The sequence below is a fragment of the Floccifex sp. genome, assembly GCF_051873555.1.
GTDB lineage: Bacteria > Bacillota_I > Bacilli_A > Erysipelotrichales > Erysipelotrichaceae > Floccifex.
The window spans coordinates 1-14,481 of sequence record NZ_JBJEEY010000040.1 but is presented as its reverse complement, the minus strand read 5'-3'; the positions used below and the strand labels follow the sequence as shown (position 1 = coordinate 14,481).

The 14,481-nt window shown below is 32.7% G+C and carries 19 protein-coding genes; 17 read left to right on the top strand and 2 right to left on the bottom strand.

What is annotated here, in order from left to right:
• Nucleotides 1-248: sigma factor-like helix-turn-helix DNA-binding protein (locus tag ACI32A_RS02480; protein WP_439753442.1), on the top strand; the 248-nt coding region annotated here is incomplete at its 5' end.
• A gap of 31 nt (nt 249-279) precedes the next feature.
• Here ACI32A_RS02480 and ACI32A_RS02475 read toward each other — a convergent pair.
• Both ACI32A_RS02475 and ACI32A_RS02470 read right to left on the bottom strand, forming a co-directional pair.
• Complete coding sequence (locus tag ACI32A_RS02475; RefSeq protein ID WP_439753441.1) at nt 280-999, bottom strand: sugar isomerase domain-containing protein; 720 nt, start codon at nt 997-999, stop codon at nt 280-282.
• 2 nt (nt 1,000-1,001) lie between these two features.
• Nucleotides 1,002-1,397 (bottom strand): HIT family protein, encoded by a 396-nt coding sequence (locus tag ACI32A_RS02470; protein ID WP_439753440.1) that lies wholly within the window; start codon nt 1,395-1,397, stop codon nt 1,002-1,004.
• 390 nt (nt 1,398-1,787) lie between these two features.
• On the opposite strand from ACI32A_RS02470, the gene ACI32A_RS02465 reads away from it, so the two are divergent.
• From ACI32A_RS02465 to rpiB, 16 genes are read left to right on the top strand one after another with little or no spacing between them, the layout of a single operon-like run.
• Nucleotides 1,788-3,143, top strand: a complete 1,356-nt coding sequence (locus ACI32A_RS02465; protein WP_439753439.1) for a UDP-N-acetylmuramoyl-tripeptide--D-alanyl-D-alanine ligase — start codon at nt 1,788-1,790, stop codon at nt 3,141-3,143.
• The gene (locus tag ACI32A_RS02460) at nt 3,137-4,186 is read left to right on the top strand and encodes a D-alanine--D-alanine ligase family protein (protein WP_439753438.1); all 1,050 of its coding nucleotides are present in this window, start codon (nt 3,137-3,139) and stop codon (nt 4,184-4,186) included. Before ACI32A_RS02465 ends, ACI32A_RS02460 begins: the two co-directional genes overlap by 7 nt.
• A complete protein-coding gene (gene alr / locus ACI32A_RS02455; protein ID WP_439753437.1) occupies nt 4,180-5,334 on the top strand; it encodes an alanine racemase in 1,155 nt (384 codons plus the stop codon). The genes ACI32A_RS02460 and alr overlap by 7 nt, the downstream gene beginning before the upstream one ends.
• A complete protein-coding gene (locus tag ACI32A_RS02450) occupies nt 5,331-6,344 on the top strand; it encodes an acyltransferase family protein (RefSeq protein ID WP_439753436.1) in 1,014 nt (337 codons plus the stop codon). The genes alr and ACI32A_RS02450 overlap by 4 nt, the downstream gene beginning before the upstream one ends.
• Nucleotides 6,345-6,348: 4 nt before the next feature.
• Entirely contained in the window at nt 6,349-7,947 is a 1,599-nt protein-coding gene (locus tag ACI32A_RS02445; RefSeq protein WP_439753435.1) for an NAD(P)/FAD-dependent oxidoreductase, read from the top strand.
• Nucleotides 7,931-9,007, top strand: coding sequence for a ribosome biogenesis GTPase YqeH (gene yqeH, locus ACI32A_RS02440; protein WP_439753434.1), 1,077 nt, complete (start codon nt 7,931-7,933; stop codon nt 9,005-9,007). The genes ACI32A_RS02445 and yqeH overlap by 17 nt, the downstream gene beginning before the upstream one ends.
• The gene (locus tag ACI32A_RS02435; RefSeq protein ID WP_439753433.1) at nt 9,007-9,297 is read left to right on the top strand and encodes a YhbY family RNA-binding protein; all 291 of its coding nucleotides are present in this window, start codon (nt 9,007-9,009) and stop codon (nt 9,295-9,297) included. The genes yqeH and ACI32A_RS02435 overlap by 1 nt, the downstream gene beginning before the upstream one ends.
• Nucleotides 9,294-10,310: a nicotinate-nucleotide adenylyltransferase gene (locus ACI32A_RS02430; protein WP_439753432.1), complete on the top strand. Its 1,017-nt coding sequence runs from the start codon at nt 9,294-9,296 to the stop codon at nt 10,308-10,310. Before ACI32A_RS02435 ends, ACI32A_RS02430 begins: the two co-directional genes overlap by 4 nt.
• Entirely contained in the window at nt 10,311-10,649 is a 339-nt protein-coding gene (rsfS, locus tag ACI32A_RS02425; RefSeq protein WP_439753431.1) for a ribosome silencing factor, read from the top strand.
• On the top strand, nt 10,639-11,340 hold the full coding sequence (locus tag ACI32A_RS02420) for a class I SAM-dependent DNA methyltransferase (RefSeq protein WP_439753430.1): 702 nt from the start codon (nt 10,639-10,641) through the stop codon (nt 11,338-11,340). Before rsfS ends, ACI32A_RS02420 begins: the two co-directional genes overlap by 11 nt.
• A 1-nt stretch (nt 11,341) precedes the next feature.
• Nucleotides 11,342-12,022 carry a 5'-methylthioadenosine/adenosylhomocysteine nucleosidase gene (locus ACI32A_RS02415; RefSeq protein WP_439753429.1) on the top strand — a complete coding sequence of 227 codons (681 nt, stop codon included), beginning with the start codon at nt 11,342-11,344 and terminating at the stop codon, nt 12,020-12,022.
• Complete coding sequence (locus ACI32A_RS02410) at nt 12,019-12,474, top strand: hypothetical protein (RefSeq protein ID WP_439753428.1); 456 nt, start codon at nt 12,019-12,021, stop codon at nt 12,472-12,474. Before ACI32A_RS02415 ends, ACI32A_RS02410 begins: the two co-directional genes overlap by 4 nt.
• Nucleotides 12,475-13,005: a DnaD domain-containing protein gene (locus ACI32A_RS02405; RefSeq protein ID WP_439753427.1), complete on the top strand. Its 531-nt coding sequence runs from the start codon at nt 12,475-12,477 to the stop codon at nt 13,003-13,005.
• On the top strand, nt 13,002-13,622 hold the full coding sequence (gene nth / locus ACI32A_RS02400) for an endonuclease III (protein ID WP_439753426.1): 621 nt from the start codon (nt 13,002-13,004) through the stop codon (nt 13,620-13,622). Before ACI32A_RS02405 ends, nth begins: the two co-directional genes overlap by 4 nt.
• Before the next feature lie 51 nt (nt 13,623-13,673).
• Nucleotides 13,674-13,985, top strand: a complete 312-nt coding sequence (locus ACI32A_RS02395) for a hypothetical protein (protein WP_439753425.1) — start codon at nt 13,674-13,676, stop codon at nt 13,983-13,985.
• 8 nt (nt 13,986-13,993) lie between these two features.
• Entirely contained in the window at nt 13,994-14,440 is a 447-nt protein-coding gene (gene rpiB, locus ACI32A_RS02390) for a ribose 5-phosphate isomerase B (protein WP_439753424.1), read from the top strand.
• Nucleotides 14,441-14,481 lie beyond the last annotated feature (41 nt).

Sequence of the window (14,481 nt, the reverse complement as noted above, 5' to 3'; positions counted from 1 at the left end):
CTTTAGAAAAATTTAGAAATAAAGCGATAGCTGAAGGCATGGCTCAAGGTATAGCTCAAGGTATATCTCAGGGAATAGCTCAAGGTATGGCACAAGGAGAAGCAAAAGGAAAACTGGAAGAAAAAGAGAAAACAGTGCTTAAATTACAAATTAAAGGAATGGATATAAAAGATATCGCAGAAGTTGTAGAATGTAGTATATCCCAGGTAAAAGAGTGGCTGTCAAAATCAAATGATTGTTTAGTGTAATGAAAAATGCCTGCAAGATGCAGACATTTTTTTAATATTGGCGCGTATATTTTTTGAATAAAATATCATTTACATTTTCATTTCCATCGCAATTTAGTGAAACAAAAACAGGAGGTTGTATACCATTTTTTAATAATTCTTCTGCACATGCTACATTAATAGCCTGTACAATAAATGAATTTGCCATACTGGATGTTGGACATAATCCTACATTCATTCCTTCTAGCTGTAAAGCACTATCGCCCACAACGCCACAATTGTCAATGACTAAATCGGCAATATCTTTTAATAAAAGACCAGATTCGTGTCGAGAACTAACTTGGGAAGAATGATTGAGATTTGTAATGGCAATAACTTTTGCGCCTTTCTTTTTAGATTCAAAGGCTAATTCTACTGGATAGGCGTTGCGACCAGAATTAGAAGCAATTAAAACAACATCATCTTGTGAAATATGATATAAATCCACAAGAATAGATGCATAACCATTTAAACGTTCTAAATAAGAACTTTTTGTTGGATGTTCTGTTAAAGTTAATTCAGTGGTTAAAATAGGTTTGACAAACGCCAAACCACCAGCACGTCCATAAAATTCTTCGGCAACTGTATGAGAATGTCCAGAACCACTGACAAAGAAATCATGATTATTCATAAATGCATGAGCAATCCATTTACCAGCTGTTTCCAGATTTTCACTTTGTGTTTCTTCAATTTTCTTGATTAGTTCAAGTCCAATTTCAAATACTTGTTTCATAACTAAAATCCAATCTTTTTAATAATTTCATTATAATCGACAGCTTCAATTGGCTTAAATTCAATTTGTACGACATCTTGATTTTTATAACGAGGAATTAAATGAACATGGAAATGATTAACACTTTGTCCAGCAGCCTGGCGTACATTTGTTAAGACATTGACACCATCACATGGAAGCTCAGTTTCCATTTTTTTGGCAATTTTTTGGGCAACATTCATCACATGATGTAAATCATTTGAATCACATTCTATAAAAGAGTCATAGTGTGTTTTCGGTATAACTAGCGTATGACCTTTTGCGGTTGGATTTACATCTAAAAAAGCTAAAACACTTTCATCTTCATAAATCGTATAATTTGGAATTTCTTTTTTGACAATTGAACAGAAAATACACATGATGTTCACTCCTTTTACAACTACTATAATAATACAATACATTTAAAAAAAGAAGTCTATAAAAAAGCGAAAAGACAAGCTAAGGGGATGCTTGTCTTTTCATAAATTAAGGGGATAGAAAATTAGTATGAATATCAATTCATACCGGCAAGGCTTTCTTTGTTCCTTGCTTGATAGAAGTATACCATAGATAGTATCTGAAAATATGTGATAAATATGGGAAAATATGTGAAATGGTATTTTTTCTTTAATTTTCAATAAGAAATTTTTACAAAATAGCCATTTTTTTAAAAAAAGTGGGGAATGAAACCTAATTTATGGAATTCGTTAATAATTACGTGAATTTCAATGAATTATGTTATAATAAAAAACAAATAGGGGTTTATAAAAATGATAAAAAAAAGTATAAAGGAAATTGCTCAAATGCTAAATGCACAAGCATTTGGAAATATAGAAGAAATGATTGAAGGCGTGAAAATTGATTCTCGAGAAGTTACTTCTCATTCATTATATATACCAATGATTGGACAAAAAGTAGATGGTCATTCTTTTGTGGAAGGTATTCAAGATCATATGGGTGCCACTTTATGGCAAAAAGATCATCTTCCATATCCAGAAAAAGTAAATTATATCTTAGTAGACGATACTTTATCGGCTTTACAAACACTTGCTAAAGTTTATTTAAGTCAATTGCATTGTGATGTTATTGCAGTGACAGGATCCAATGGAAAAACAAGCTGTAAAGATATGTTATATAGTATTTTTGCACAGGAAAAGAAAACGCAAAAAACAATGGGAAATCATAACAATGAAATTGGTTTACCTCTAACAATTTTGGATTTTGATGAAGATATAGAAGTCGGAATCTTAGAAATGGGAATGGAAAATCGACGTGAAATTGAGTTTTTATGTTCTATTGCACAGCCAAATCAAGCCATCATAACAACGATTGGATCGGCTCATATGGAAAATTTGGGAGGAAAGTATCAGATTGCACAAGCAAAATGTGAAATATTTGAGTGTATGAAAGAAGACGGTATTCTTTACTATAATAAAGAATGTCCTGAAATTGAACAAGTTCTTTCTACCTTGAATTTTGGAAACAAAAAAGCAATTGCTTTTGGAAAAGGAAGCAAAATCTGTATTACTTCTGATTTAAATATAAAAGAAGACACAATGGAATTTCATTGCTCCTGTTTTGATGATAAAGTAGTAGTTCATGCTTTAGGTGCTCATCAAGCAACTAATGCTCTTCCTTGCATTGCTTTGGCACTGGATTATGGACTTCAAATTTCTTCCATTTTAAAAGGGCTTTCTTCAATGGAAATGACAAAGATGAGAACGCAGCTTCTTTCTTGTGGAAAAGCTAAAATTCTAGATGACTCCTATAAATCTAATCCAGAAAGTGCAAAAGCTGCCATTGATACATTAATGAGTATTCCATCTACTTGTCATATTGCGGTTTTAGCAGATATGCTGGATTTAGGAGAAAATGAAATATCATTGCATACTTCGATTGGAGAATATGCTAAATTCAAGCAAATAAATGAATTAATTTGTACGGGACCTCTGTCAAAATTTAGCGCAAAGGCGTACAATGGACAATGGTTTGAAACAAAGGAAGAATGTATCCAGGTTTTAAAGCCATATATTCATTCAGACTGTGTCATTCTTGTGAAGGGTTCACGAGCAATGGCTATGGATAAAATTGTAAGTGCATTATTAGAGGAGGCAAAAACATGTTAAAATTAGGCGTTGTTTTTGGTGGACAAAGCAGTGAATATTCTGTTTCTTTGCATTCCACGGCATCGTTTTTAAGACAAATTCGTTCAGAAAAATATGACATCACAAAAATTGGAATTGATCAAGAAGGACATTTCTATGTGTATTCAGGTTCCATCGATGATTTAGAACATGATCACTGGAAAAAAGAAGACACTTGTATTCCATGTGCCTGGACACACAAGGGAATTATTTTATTAGATGGTTCGAATCAAAAAATTGAATTAGATTGCGTTTTTCCAGTCGTTCATGGAAAAAACTGTGAAGATGGTACACTTCAAGGATTGTTTGAAGTGATGAATATTCATTATGTTGGATGTGATACCATGAGTTCTGCTATTTCAATGGACAAAGAAATTATGCATATTTTATGCGATGAAGCTAAAATTCCATGTGCAAAATATGTTTGTTTAAATCAAAGAAAAGAAAATCCAACATTTGAAGACATTCAAAAAGAATTTGAATTACCATGGATAGTAAAACCATGTAATGCAGGCAGCAGCTATGGTGTATCTAAAGTATCAAATAAAGAAGAATTTGATGCAGCTGTTAAAGAAGCTTTTTTCTATGATGGAAGAGGAAAAATCTTAGTGGAAGAAATGATTGATGGTTTTGAAATTGGTTGTGCCGTCATGGGTAATGATAAAATAGTAACAGGTAGTTGTGATGAAATTGAAATTACACGCGGTATCTTTGATTTTGAAGGAAAATATGCCATGGATGGAGCTAATATCTATTGTCCAGCTCGTATTTCAAAAGAAACATTTGACCAGGCACAAGACTTGGCAAAGCGTGTTTATGTTGCGATGAATTGTTCTGGATTAGCTCGTGTAGATATGTTTGTGACAAAAGATCAGAGAGTGATTTTAAATGAATTGAATACACTTCCTGGTTTTACAGACACTTCTCGTTATCCTTCTATGATGAAAGAAGCTGGATTGTCTTTTCCAGATTTAATTGATCAATTGATTGAATTAGCCATGCAAAGGGTGGTTGGTGCATGTTAGAATCCTATAGTCGCTGCTGGGCAGAAATTGATACAACTGCGATTGCTCACAATGTCAATGAAATCCAAAAAATTGCAGGAAATACAAAAATCATGGGCATTGTTAAAGCGAATGCTTATGGACATGGAGATGTGACATGTGCTAAAGCATTACGAGAATGTGGCATTGATTTTTTTGGCGTTTCCAGTATCGATGAAGCGTTGCGTTTGCGTCAGGCAGGTATTCAGGAAAATATTTTAATTTTGGGATATACACCAAATGAACATTTTCATTATTTACATGAACAAAATATTGTTCAGTCACTTGTTTCATTTGAGTATGCTCTTCAATTAAATGCCTATGCCAAAGAAAACAATGTTGTACTTCGTGCACATTGTAAAGTAGATACAGGAATGTGTCGAACAGGCATAATTTATCAGGATCAGGAAAAGAATATGGACAAAATTATTCAGGAATATCGTTTGTCTCATATTCAAGTGGAAGGAATTTTTTCTCATTTTCCAGTAAGTGATGAATTAAGCAATGTCAGCAAGGCTTTTACACTTCATCAAATTGAATTGTTTCAGGAAGTCTTAGAAAATTTAAAACAAGAAGGCATTGAACCTGGCATTCGTCATATTCAAAATAGCTATGGTATTTTAAATTATGGAGATTTAGGATTTGATTATTGTCGACCTGGTTTATTATATATGGGCGTAACGAGTGATGATTCAATTGACATTGTATCAAATCCGGATTTTATTCCCATTCTTTCGCTATATGCGAATGTCAGTTTAGTAAAATGGATACAAAAAGGACAAAGTGTAAGCTATGGTCGCCACTATATTGCGAACAAACCAACAAAAGTCGCAACTATCAGCATAGGATATGCTGATGGACTTCCTCGAATGGTATCCAATCAAAATTTAGAAGTCATTGTCAATGGAGTGAAATGCCCATTGATTGGTAATATTTGTATGGATCAATGCATGGTCGATGTGACAAATGTAGAATCTGTACAACAAGGGGATGAAGTATGTATTATTGGAACGCAGAAGGGGCAACGCGTTACAGTTGATGAAATAAGTCGAAAAGCGCATTCCATCAACAATGAAACACTGTCTTGTATTACTTCTCGGGTTCCGCGTTTGGAAAAGAGGGTTAAATGACAAAAAAGAAGTATGCGATGATAGATATCGCCAAATATTTTTCCGCTTTACTGGTAGTTTGTATTCATACATTTCCTTTATATGAAATCAGTGAAACATTAAATACATATTGGATACAGACAATATGTCGTATTGCGGTTCCATTTTTCTTTACTACATCTGGTTTTTTCTTTTTCCGTAAATGGAGTAACAACAAAGAAGAAAATACAGATAATTTAAAACATTATTTATTTCGTTTATTAAAAATTTATTTGATTTGGACTGTTATTTATCTTCCATATTCCATTTGGGACTATACAAGAAATGGATTCCATATCTCAAGTATTTTTTCTTATATAAGAGATTTTTTATTGAATGGAAGCTACTATCATTTATGGTTTTTACCAGCTTTAATAACAGCTACTATAATTGTTTCTTTTCTTTATTCGAAAAAAGGAATGATGACAACATTAAAAGTGAGTTTAATTCTTTATATCGCAGGCTATTTTATTAATGTATATGCCCCTGTATGGGAACAACTCCCATTGATTTCTTTTTTCTATTCCTTTTTCACAAAAGTGTTCACAACCGCACGAAATGGTTTCTTTTTTGGACCTATGTTTGTATCCATGGGCTTATTGTTGTCAAAGACAAGACGACTACCAAAAAAAGTCAATGCGATTGGGTTTATGATTAGTTTTGTGTTAATGGTTATTGAAGTAACAATTTATCGTTTCACAGGCATTTTAAGAGATTTAACATGCATGTATTTGTGCTTAATTCCAGCTGTTTATTTTTTTGTGAACTGGATGCTGACCATCGATATTCCATATAAAGACTCTTATATGACAATGCGAAACGAGTCTTTGTTAATTTATACATCTCATATTTTGTTTGCTAAAGTCTTATTAAATGTATTTGATCAAGCTCATTTAGTGGTTTATTTTGTGACTTTGGCATTGTCGCAAGGATTTGCGACTTTAGTGATTCGTTATAAAGAAAAGTATCCGATTTTAAATCATTTGGTATAAAAATATGATTCGAGTTTTTCAAGTAAAATGCAGTGAAGATGATTTAGATGAAATCAAGAAACAGCTATTGAAAAAATTGAATATTTCACAGAAAGACCTTTTTTCGTGGCGTATTCATAGAAAAAGCGTGGATGCCCGTAAACAAAAGGTCTTGTTTTCTTATGTCATCGACTGCGAAATTAAAAATGAAAAAAAAGCATTAAAAAATAAAGACATACAAATTAAACCAGACGAAACCTATCATTGTCCCGCAAAAGGAAATCACCCTTTAAAACATCGACCCGTTGTTGTAGGATTTGGACCGGCTGGCATGTTTGCAGCTTTGATTTTAGCACAAGAAGGCTATTGTCCGATTGTGATTGAAAGAGGAAGTGAAATTCATATGCGTATTGACAAAGTCAATCAATTTTGGAAAACCGGACAATTGGATGAAGAATGCAACGTCCAATATGGTGAAGGTGGAGCAGGAACATTTAGTGATGGAAAACTTACAACTCGTTCAAAAGATAGTCGAGCTCGTAAAGTTTTGGAAGAATTACATCGATTTGGCGCAAAAGAGGAAATATTGATAGATGCCCATCCGCATATTGGGACCGATGCTTTTGTCGATATTATTGTCAATATTCGAAATGAAATAAAACGATTGGGAGGATTTTTCTATTTTGACTCAAAATTAGAAGATATCAAAGTAGAAAATAATCAATTACAGGCGATTCAAGTCAATGAAAAATGGATTCCATGCCAAGCTATGATTTTAAGTACAGGACATTCAGCAAGTGATACCATTTATATGTTGCATCAAAATGGAATTCAAATGGAAAATAAACCCTATGCCATTGGTGTACGAATTGAACATACACAAGAATACATTAATCAGGCGATGTTGAAAGAATATGCCAAAGATCCTCGTTTGATACCGGCTCGTTATCAATTAACATATACAGCATCCAATCAAAAAGGTGTCTATACTTTTTGTATGTGTCCAGGTGGTTATGTCATTCCTTGCAGTTGTCAAAAAGAACAACTCGTTATTAATGGAATGAGTTATGCGTCTCGTAATGGGAAAAATGCCAATAGTGCTTTACTCGTGCAAATCAATGAAAGTGATTATGGTTCTTCTTTATTTGCAGGTTTACAATATCAGGAAAAATTAGAAAAAAAAGCGTATCAAATGGCAAATTCCTATAAAACACTTGTTCAATTGGCAAGTGATTATTTAAACAATCAAGTATCCAATCATTTAGAACAAGTACAGCCAACGTATGAATTAGGCTATGTATTTGCGAATTTAAATGAATTATTTAGTGAACCCGTTAATCTTGCGCTTCATGAAGCTTTACAAGCCTATGAACAAAAAGTACCTGGATTTGTTTCTTCGGGTGCAATTTTGTCAGCTGTTGAATCAAGAAGCTCTTCAAGTGTTCGTATATTAAGAGATGCTTCTTTACAAGCCAATATAAGAGGTATTTATCCATGTGGAGAAGGATCTGGCTATGCAGGTGGTATCATGACAAGTGCAATTGACGGAATAAAATGTGCAGAATCTATTGTTTCTTATTATAATATGGAAAAGCGAGGTGAAGAAAATGGTAGCGTATTGTAAAGGATGTGGAGTCGCTCTTCAAAATGAAAGGCCAAAAGAAATTGGATATGTTCCTAGTTTAGATGCGATTTATTGTCAGCGTTGTTTTAAAATTCGAAATTATGGCGATGTTTTGATTTCTATGCAACAAGGCATTGAATCTACACAAACTTTTAATAAAATCAATGAAATTGATGCCGTTGTCTTCTGGATTGTTGATTTATTTGCGTTTGAATCAAGTTTGATTCCAAAAATCAATCAGAAACTTCCAAATAAAGATATCATTCTCGTTTTAACGAAACGAGATTTATTGCCAAAAACTTTAACAGTTGAAAAAATCAGTGCATTTGTGCAGGATCGTCTACAAGAAGAAAATATTGTGGTAAAAGATATTCTATTGTCGTCTTCTTTAATTAAAAACAATGACGATGCTAAAGAATCCATTGAATTTATTGAACAAGCCATTGATTATTATCGAAATGGAAAAGATGTAGTTTTTATGGGTGTAGCCAATGTTGGAAAGTCCACAATCTTAAATCACTTAAACCAAAATAAAGTATTAACAACGTCTTGTAATCCAGGAACAACATTGGACTTGGTTCCAATTGTACAAGATGGATATACAATTTATGATACCCCGGGAATTGAAAACAATCACAGTATTTTAACGTATTTATCAAGTAAAGACTTAAAAACTGTCATTCCCAATAAAACAATTCGACCATTTGTGTCACAAATCTATGAAGATCAGTCATTTGCGGCAGCGGGATTGGCTCGTTTAGATGTTAAAGTCAATGGAAAGGCTAGTGTAGTTGCTTATTTTTCTCGTTCAATTGCGATTCATCGAGGAAAATTAGAAAAAGCCGATACGCTTTGGCAAAAACACTTAAATGAAATGTTGTCTCCGTGTTTAGATACATCTCTATTGACGATGCATACATATCATTCAAAGATGAAAGGAAATAAAATGGATGTAGTGATTCATGGAATTGGCTGGTTCTGTGTGAGTGGTGATATACAGGAAGTAAGTGTAAAAGTGCATAAAGGCATTTATGTTACATTTAGAAAGGCGATGATTTAATGATTTCAAATCAAAATAAAAAATATTTAAGAAAATTAAGTATGGACTATAAGTCTTTATTTCAAGTGGGAAAAGAAGGAATCAGTGATAATTTTATTCAAACGTTATCGGATTCTTTAGAGGCCCATGAATTAGTAAAATGTAATTTATTAAAAACAAGTCCCATTACGGTTCGTGAAGCAGCTATTGAATGTGCGAGTGCAACAAATAGTGAAATTATTCATATTGTAGGTCATACATTTGTTTTATATAGAAGAAGTAAAGAAAATAAATTAGGAATAAAAAAATGAAAATTGGTATTTTAGGAGGATCCTTTGATCCAATTCATTCTGGACATATTGCCTTAGCACAACAAGCAATGATCCAATTGTCTTTGGATGAGGTCTGGTTTTTGCCAAGTAGTAAAACACCATTGAAAGATCGTGACTTGACAGAAGATATACATCGTAAAAATATGATTTTGATTTCCATAAAAAAGTATCCAAATTTTAAGCTAAATACATTGGAAATGGATCGAAAAGGGATGAGTTATACCATTGATACGGTACGTCATTTAAGAAAACAATATCCTGAAGATGATTTTTACTGGATGATAGGAAATGATCAGTTAAAACAATTTCATTTATGGAAAGATGCACAAGAAATTTGTGAACTCGTTTCTATGGTTTGTTTTAATCGGGACTATAAAATTCATAAAACAGAATTTAATGTACAATGTCTTCAAATGAAAGACGTGCTTGTTTCAAGTAGTGAAATCCGAAAAGGAAATAAATTAAATTATTTAGAAGAAGGAGTACTGGATTATATTTATCAGCATCGTTTATATGTTGAAAATTTTGTTCAAAGTCGAGTGAAGCCCAAGCGTTTTGCGCATAGTGTATCGGTTGCTCGTTTATGTGAAGAATTGGCTCTGTGTCATCATTTAGATGTTCAAAAAGCATATTACATTGGTTTGTTTCATGATATTGCGAAAAGTATGACAAAATCAGAAATGGAACCATGGATGGATATTTTATGCCCGGAAAATAAATTTTATGCACCTGCTGTCTGGCATGGATTTGTGGGAAGTGAGATTGTGGATCGTATTTTCGAAATACACGATGAACAAATTAAAAATGCGATTTATCATCATGTATTAGGAACCAGCAACGATCCTTATGCGATGATGATTTTCTGTGCAGATAAATTAGATCCTTTACGTAATTATGATACTTCTTATGGAATTGAACTATGTAAACAAGATTTAAAAAAGGGTTTTGAATACGAATTAATGGAAAATAAAAAATATTTAGAGGAAAATTAAATGGAAATCAATGAAGTTGTTTTAAAAGCAATTGATGAAAAAAAAGGATATGATATTTTTGATTATGATGTGAAAGAAATAACACCATTTTTTGATCACGTTATTATTTGCAGTACACAAAATATTCGTCAGAACAATGCGATTGCCCAAAACATTCGCGATCGATTAAAAGAAGCAGGATGGAATCAGTCGTTTTTAATGGAAGGTAACAGTGATTCGAAATGGATTTTATTGGATTTAAAAGAAACCATTGTTCATTTGTTTGTTCAAGAAGAAAGGCAGGTGTATCAGCTGGATCGTTTGTATTGTGATGTTCCAGTTGTTCGATATGATATATGATCAATTGTCGTTTTATTATGATGAATTAGTCAAAGATGATCAAGCAACACAAGCCTGGGTGAATTGGATTGAACAAAGAATTTCGCCTTGTTCTTTATTGGAACTTGCCTGTGGAAGTGGAGAAATTACGTTGTCTTTAGCTAATGATGGATATCAGGTATCGGCTTTGGATTTGTCCAAGGGAATGATTGAACGGGCCAAGGGAAAAGATATTCATCATAAAATTCGTTTTTATTGTCAAGACATGAAGCATTTATCTAATTTATCATCTTTTGATGCGATTTCTTGTTTATGCGATAGCTTTAATTATATTTTGTCAAAAGAAGAAGTAGATATGTTCTTTTTTGAAGTATATCAACATTTAAATGAAAATGGATTGTTTTTCTTTGATACACATTCATTGGATCGTCTAGAAGAATTTTTAGAAGAATTCAATGAAACAGGATGCTTTGAGGATTGTCAATATCAATGGTCCATCACATCGGAAGATGACTGGATTTATCAAGATTTTGCGTTTTATCTGGATAATGGACAAATTATACAGGAACATCATCTTCAAAGAGTGTATGATCCAAAATGGCTGCAAGAAACACTGGAAAAATATTTTGTGGTTGAACAAGTGACAACGGATTTTAATTTAAATGGAATCCAAAGTGGCGAAAAGTATTTTTATATTTGCAGGAGGAAGTAATATGATTGGAATTATTGCGGCAATGGATGCAGAAGTCAATGAAATCCTAAAGTTTATTCATGTGAATCGAAAAGAAGTGATTGGCTTTACAGAATGTATATATGGAACCATTCATAATAAAGAAGTTGTTGTTTGTAAAAGTGGAGTGGGCAAAGGCATGGCCAGCATGGCAACGACAATTTTGTGTTTAAAAAATAAATTAAGTGCCATAATCAATATTGGAACAGCCGGTGGATTAATAGAAGAAGAAAATATCTTGGATATTGTGATCAGTGATACTGTTATTCAGGCAGACTTTGATACAACTCCTTTAGATGGAGATAAAGGACAAGGATTGTATTTTCAAGCCGATGAACAATTAAAACAAGCTTGTATTCAAGCATGTCAAGATTGTAATATTTCTTATCATGTTGGTGCCATTGCTTCTCAAGACTTATTTATGGCAAGAAAACAAGATTTTCAACGTGTTATGTCTTTATTTCCTTCTTCTGTTTGTTCAGAAATGGAAGCAGGTGCTATTGGACAAGTTGCCAGTGTATTTCATGTTCCTTTTGTGATTTTACGATCCTTAAGTGATACCATTTATCATCACGAAAATGCGATGGAATTTTCTCAATATGTGTCTTTAGCCAGTCATCAAAGTGCAAAATTGGTGTATACTTTGATTGAGGAATATTTATGAAAAAAGTGAAAACAAAGACCTCTATACGATTGACTTTGATTTTAAGTATTGTGTTGATTGTGGTTGTTTCTTGTATGTGGTCATTGTTTATCAGTGGGCCGAGTCGCATCCATGAAGAATCAAGGGCAGCAACCATTGAAAAAATCGAAAAACGAGTAAAAGGAATAAAGGGAATTACGTGTCATATTTTTGATTATGTGACATTTAATGGATATACAGAAACGACGTTGTACTGGCTTGATGAAAATGGAGATACCATTACAAAAAGAGAAATCTCGGATCTGGATTATGACAGGGCTAAAGAAGTTGCGAAAGAAGAATATGGAATTGATTGTCAGTCCATTGAATTGGGTTATGGCTACAATAATCCTTGTTATGAAATTAAAGGAAAAGATTCTATGATTTTAATTGATTTTGATACATTTGTTCGTGTATATGAAAGGGAGATATAAATGAGCTTGTTTCATTCTAATTTTTTCAATCGCCGTAACTGGATTTTAGAAAACCTGCAAACGCTTCATGTCAATGCGAATGAGGCTATGGTGCTTTTATTATTGGATTATTTTAATGAAATTCATATGATGATTTCTCATGAAATTATTGCAGATAAATTAAAAATTAAAGTGGAAGAAGTAGAAGAAATTTTTTTATCTTTATCGGATAAAGGTTATTTATCCATTGAAATGAAAGATGGAAATATTTTCTTTGATATCGAAGGTATTTATCAAAAAGAAACCAAGGGAATGCCTTTATCTTCTTCTTTACTAGAAACATTTGAATATGAATTTAAAAGACCTTTATCGTCTTATGAAATGCAAAGAATCCTGGAAATGGCATCGGTTTATAATGAAAGACGAGTGATTTGTGCTTTGAATGAAGCCGTTGTCTATGAAAAAGTGGATTTAAATTATATTGAAAGAATTTTGATTTCATGGATGAATAAAGGATTATCAATTGAAGATATAGAAAAGGGAAAACGATGAATGCCAATGAAATATTAGATCAAATTGAAAAGATTTTTCCCAACGCACAATGTGAATTACACCATGAATCTCCATTTCAATTATTAGTGGCCGTTGTTTTATCGGCACAGACAACGGATGTATCTGTAAATAAAGTTACACCATCTTTATTTCAGGCATATCCTACGGCTAAGAAAATGGCTAATGCCGATGTAAAAGATGTTGAATCTTATATTCATTCCATTGGATTGTATAAAAATAAAGCCCGTTCTATTGTGGCTTTAAGCAAAGCATTGGTTGAACAATTTAATGAACAAGTTCCCTCTACTTATAAAGAACTCATGTCTTTACCAGGAGTTGGAAGAAAAACAGCCAATGTGGTTCGCTCTGTGGCTTTTGATATTCCTTCTTTTGCGGTGGATACACATGTTCAAAGAGTTTCAAAGCGATTGGGTTTAGCTAAAAAAGACGATAGTGTTGAAAAAGTAGAAGAAAAATTAAAACGTAAAATTGATCGGAATCGATGGAATCAGGGTCATCATGATATGATTTTCTTTGGGCGATATCTTTGTACATCGAGAAATCCAAAATGCGATCAATGTCCTTTTGTTTCGTTCTGTAAAAAAGACAAATTATAAAACACTTCATAATTGTGCTATAATAGTACAAAGAAAGAGGTGTTTTTTAATATGAAAGTTGAAATTAATAATAATATCGTGAAAGAAACCAATCGTGTTTGGGGATATGATATGATTACCAACATTGCTATGGAAGAATTTGCGGAAGTTATTCAAGCTGTGAATAAAGTAAAACGTTTTCCTAAAGATGAAAAAATGTTTGAGAAATTAAATGAAGAAGTAGCCGATGTATTGGTTATTATTGATCAATTAGAGGAATTAGGTATTTTAAATGAAAATACGGTTCAACATTTTGTGGAATTCAAACAAAAACGACAAGCGAGTCGTAATCGAGAAATGATGGCTTTAAAAGCAAAGCAATAGAGGTACATATGAAAATTGTGATTGGAAATGATCATGGTGCTTATGAATATAAAAATGAAATCATGACTATGTTAGAACAATTGGGTCATACTGTTATTAATGTAGGATGTGATGGACCGGAAAGTGTGGATTATCCGGATTATGCTTATAAAGTAGCACAAAAAGTCGTTCAAAAAGAAGCGGATTTAGGAATCGTGATGTGTGGAACAGGAATTGGAATTTCTATTGTGTGCAATAAAGTAAAAGGAATTCGCTGTGCTTTGTGTACTGATGTAACAATGGCTCGTTTAACTCGTGAACATAATGATGCCAATGTTTTATCTCTTGGACAAAGAACAACTGGAATTGAAACAGCTAAAGATATTGTACGTACTTTTATTGATACACCATTTTCAAATGGTCCAAGACATATTCAGCGTATTCAAAAAATTACAGAAATTGAAAAGGGGCTGTAACGAGTAAATAACCCTAAAATAAAAAAAATTGCGCTAATCAT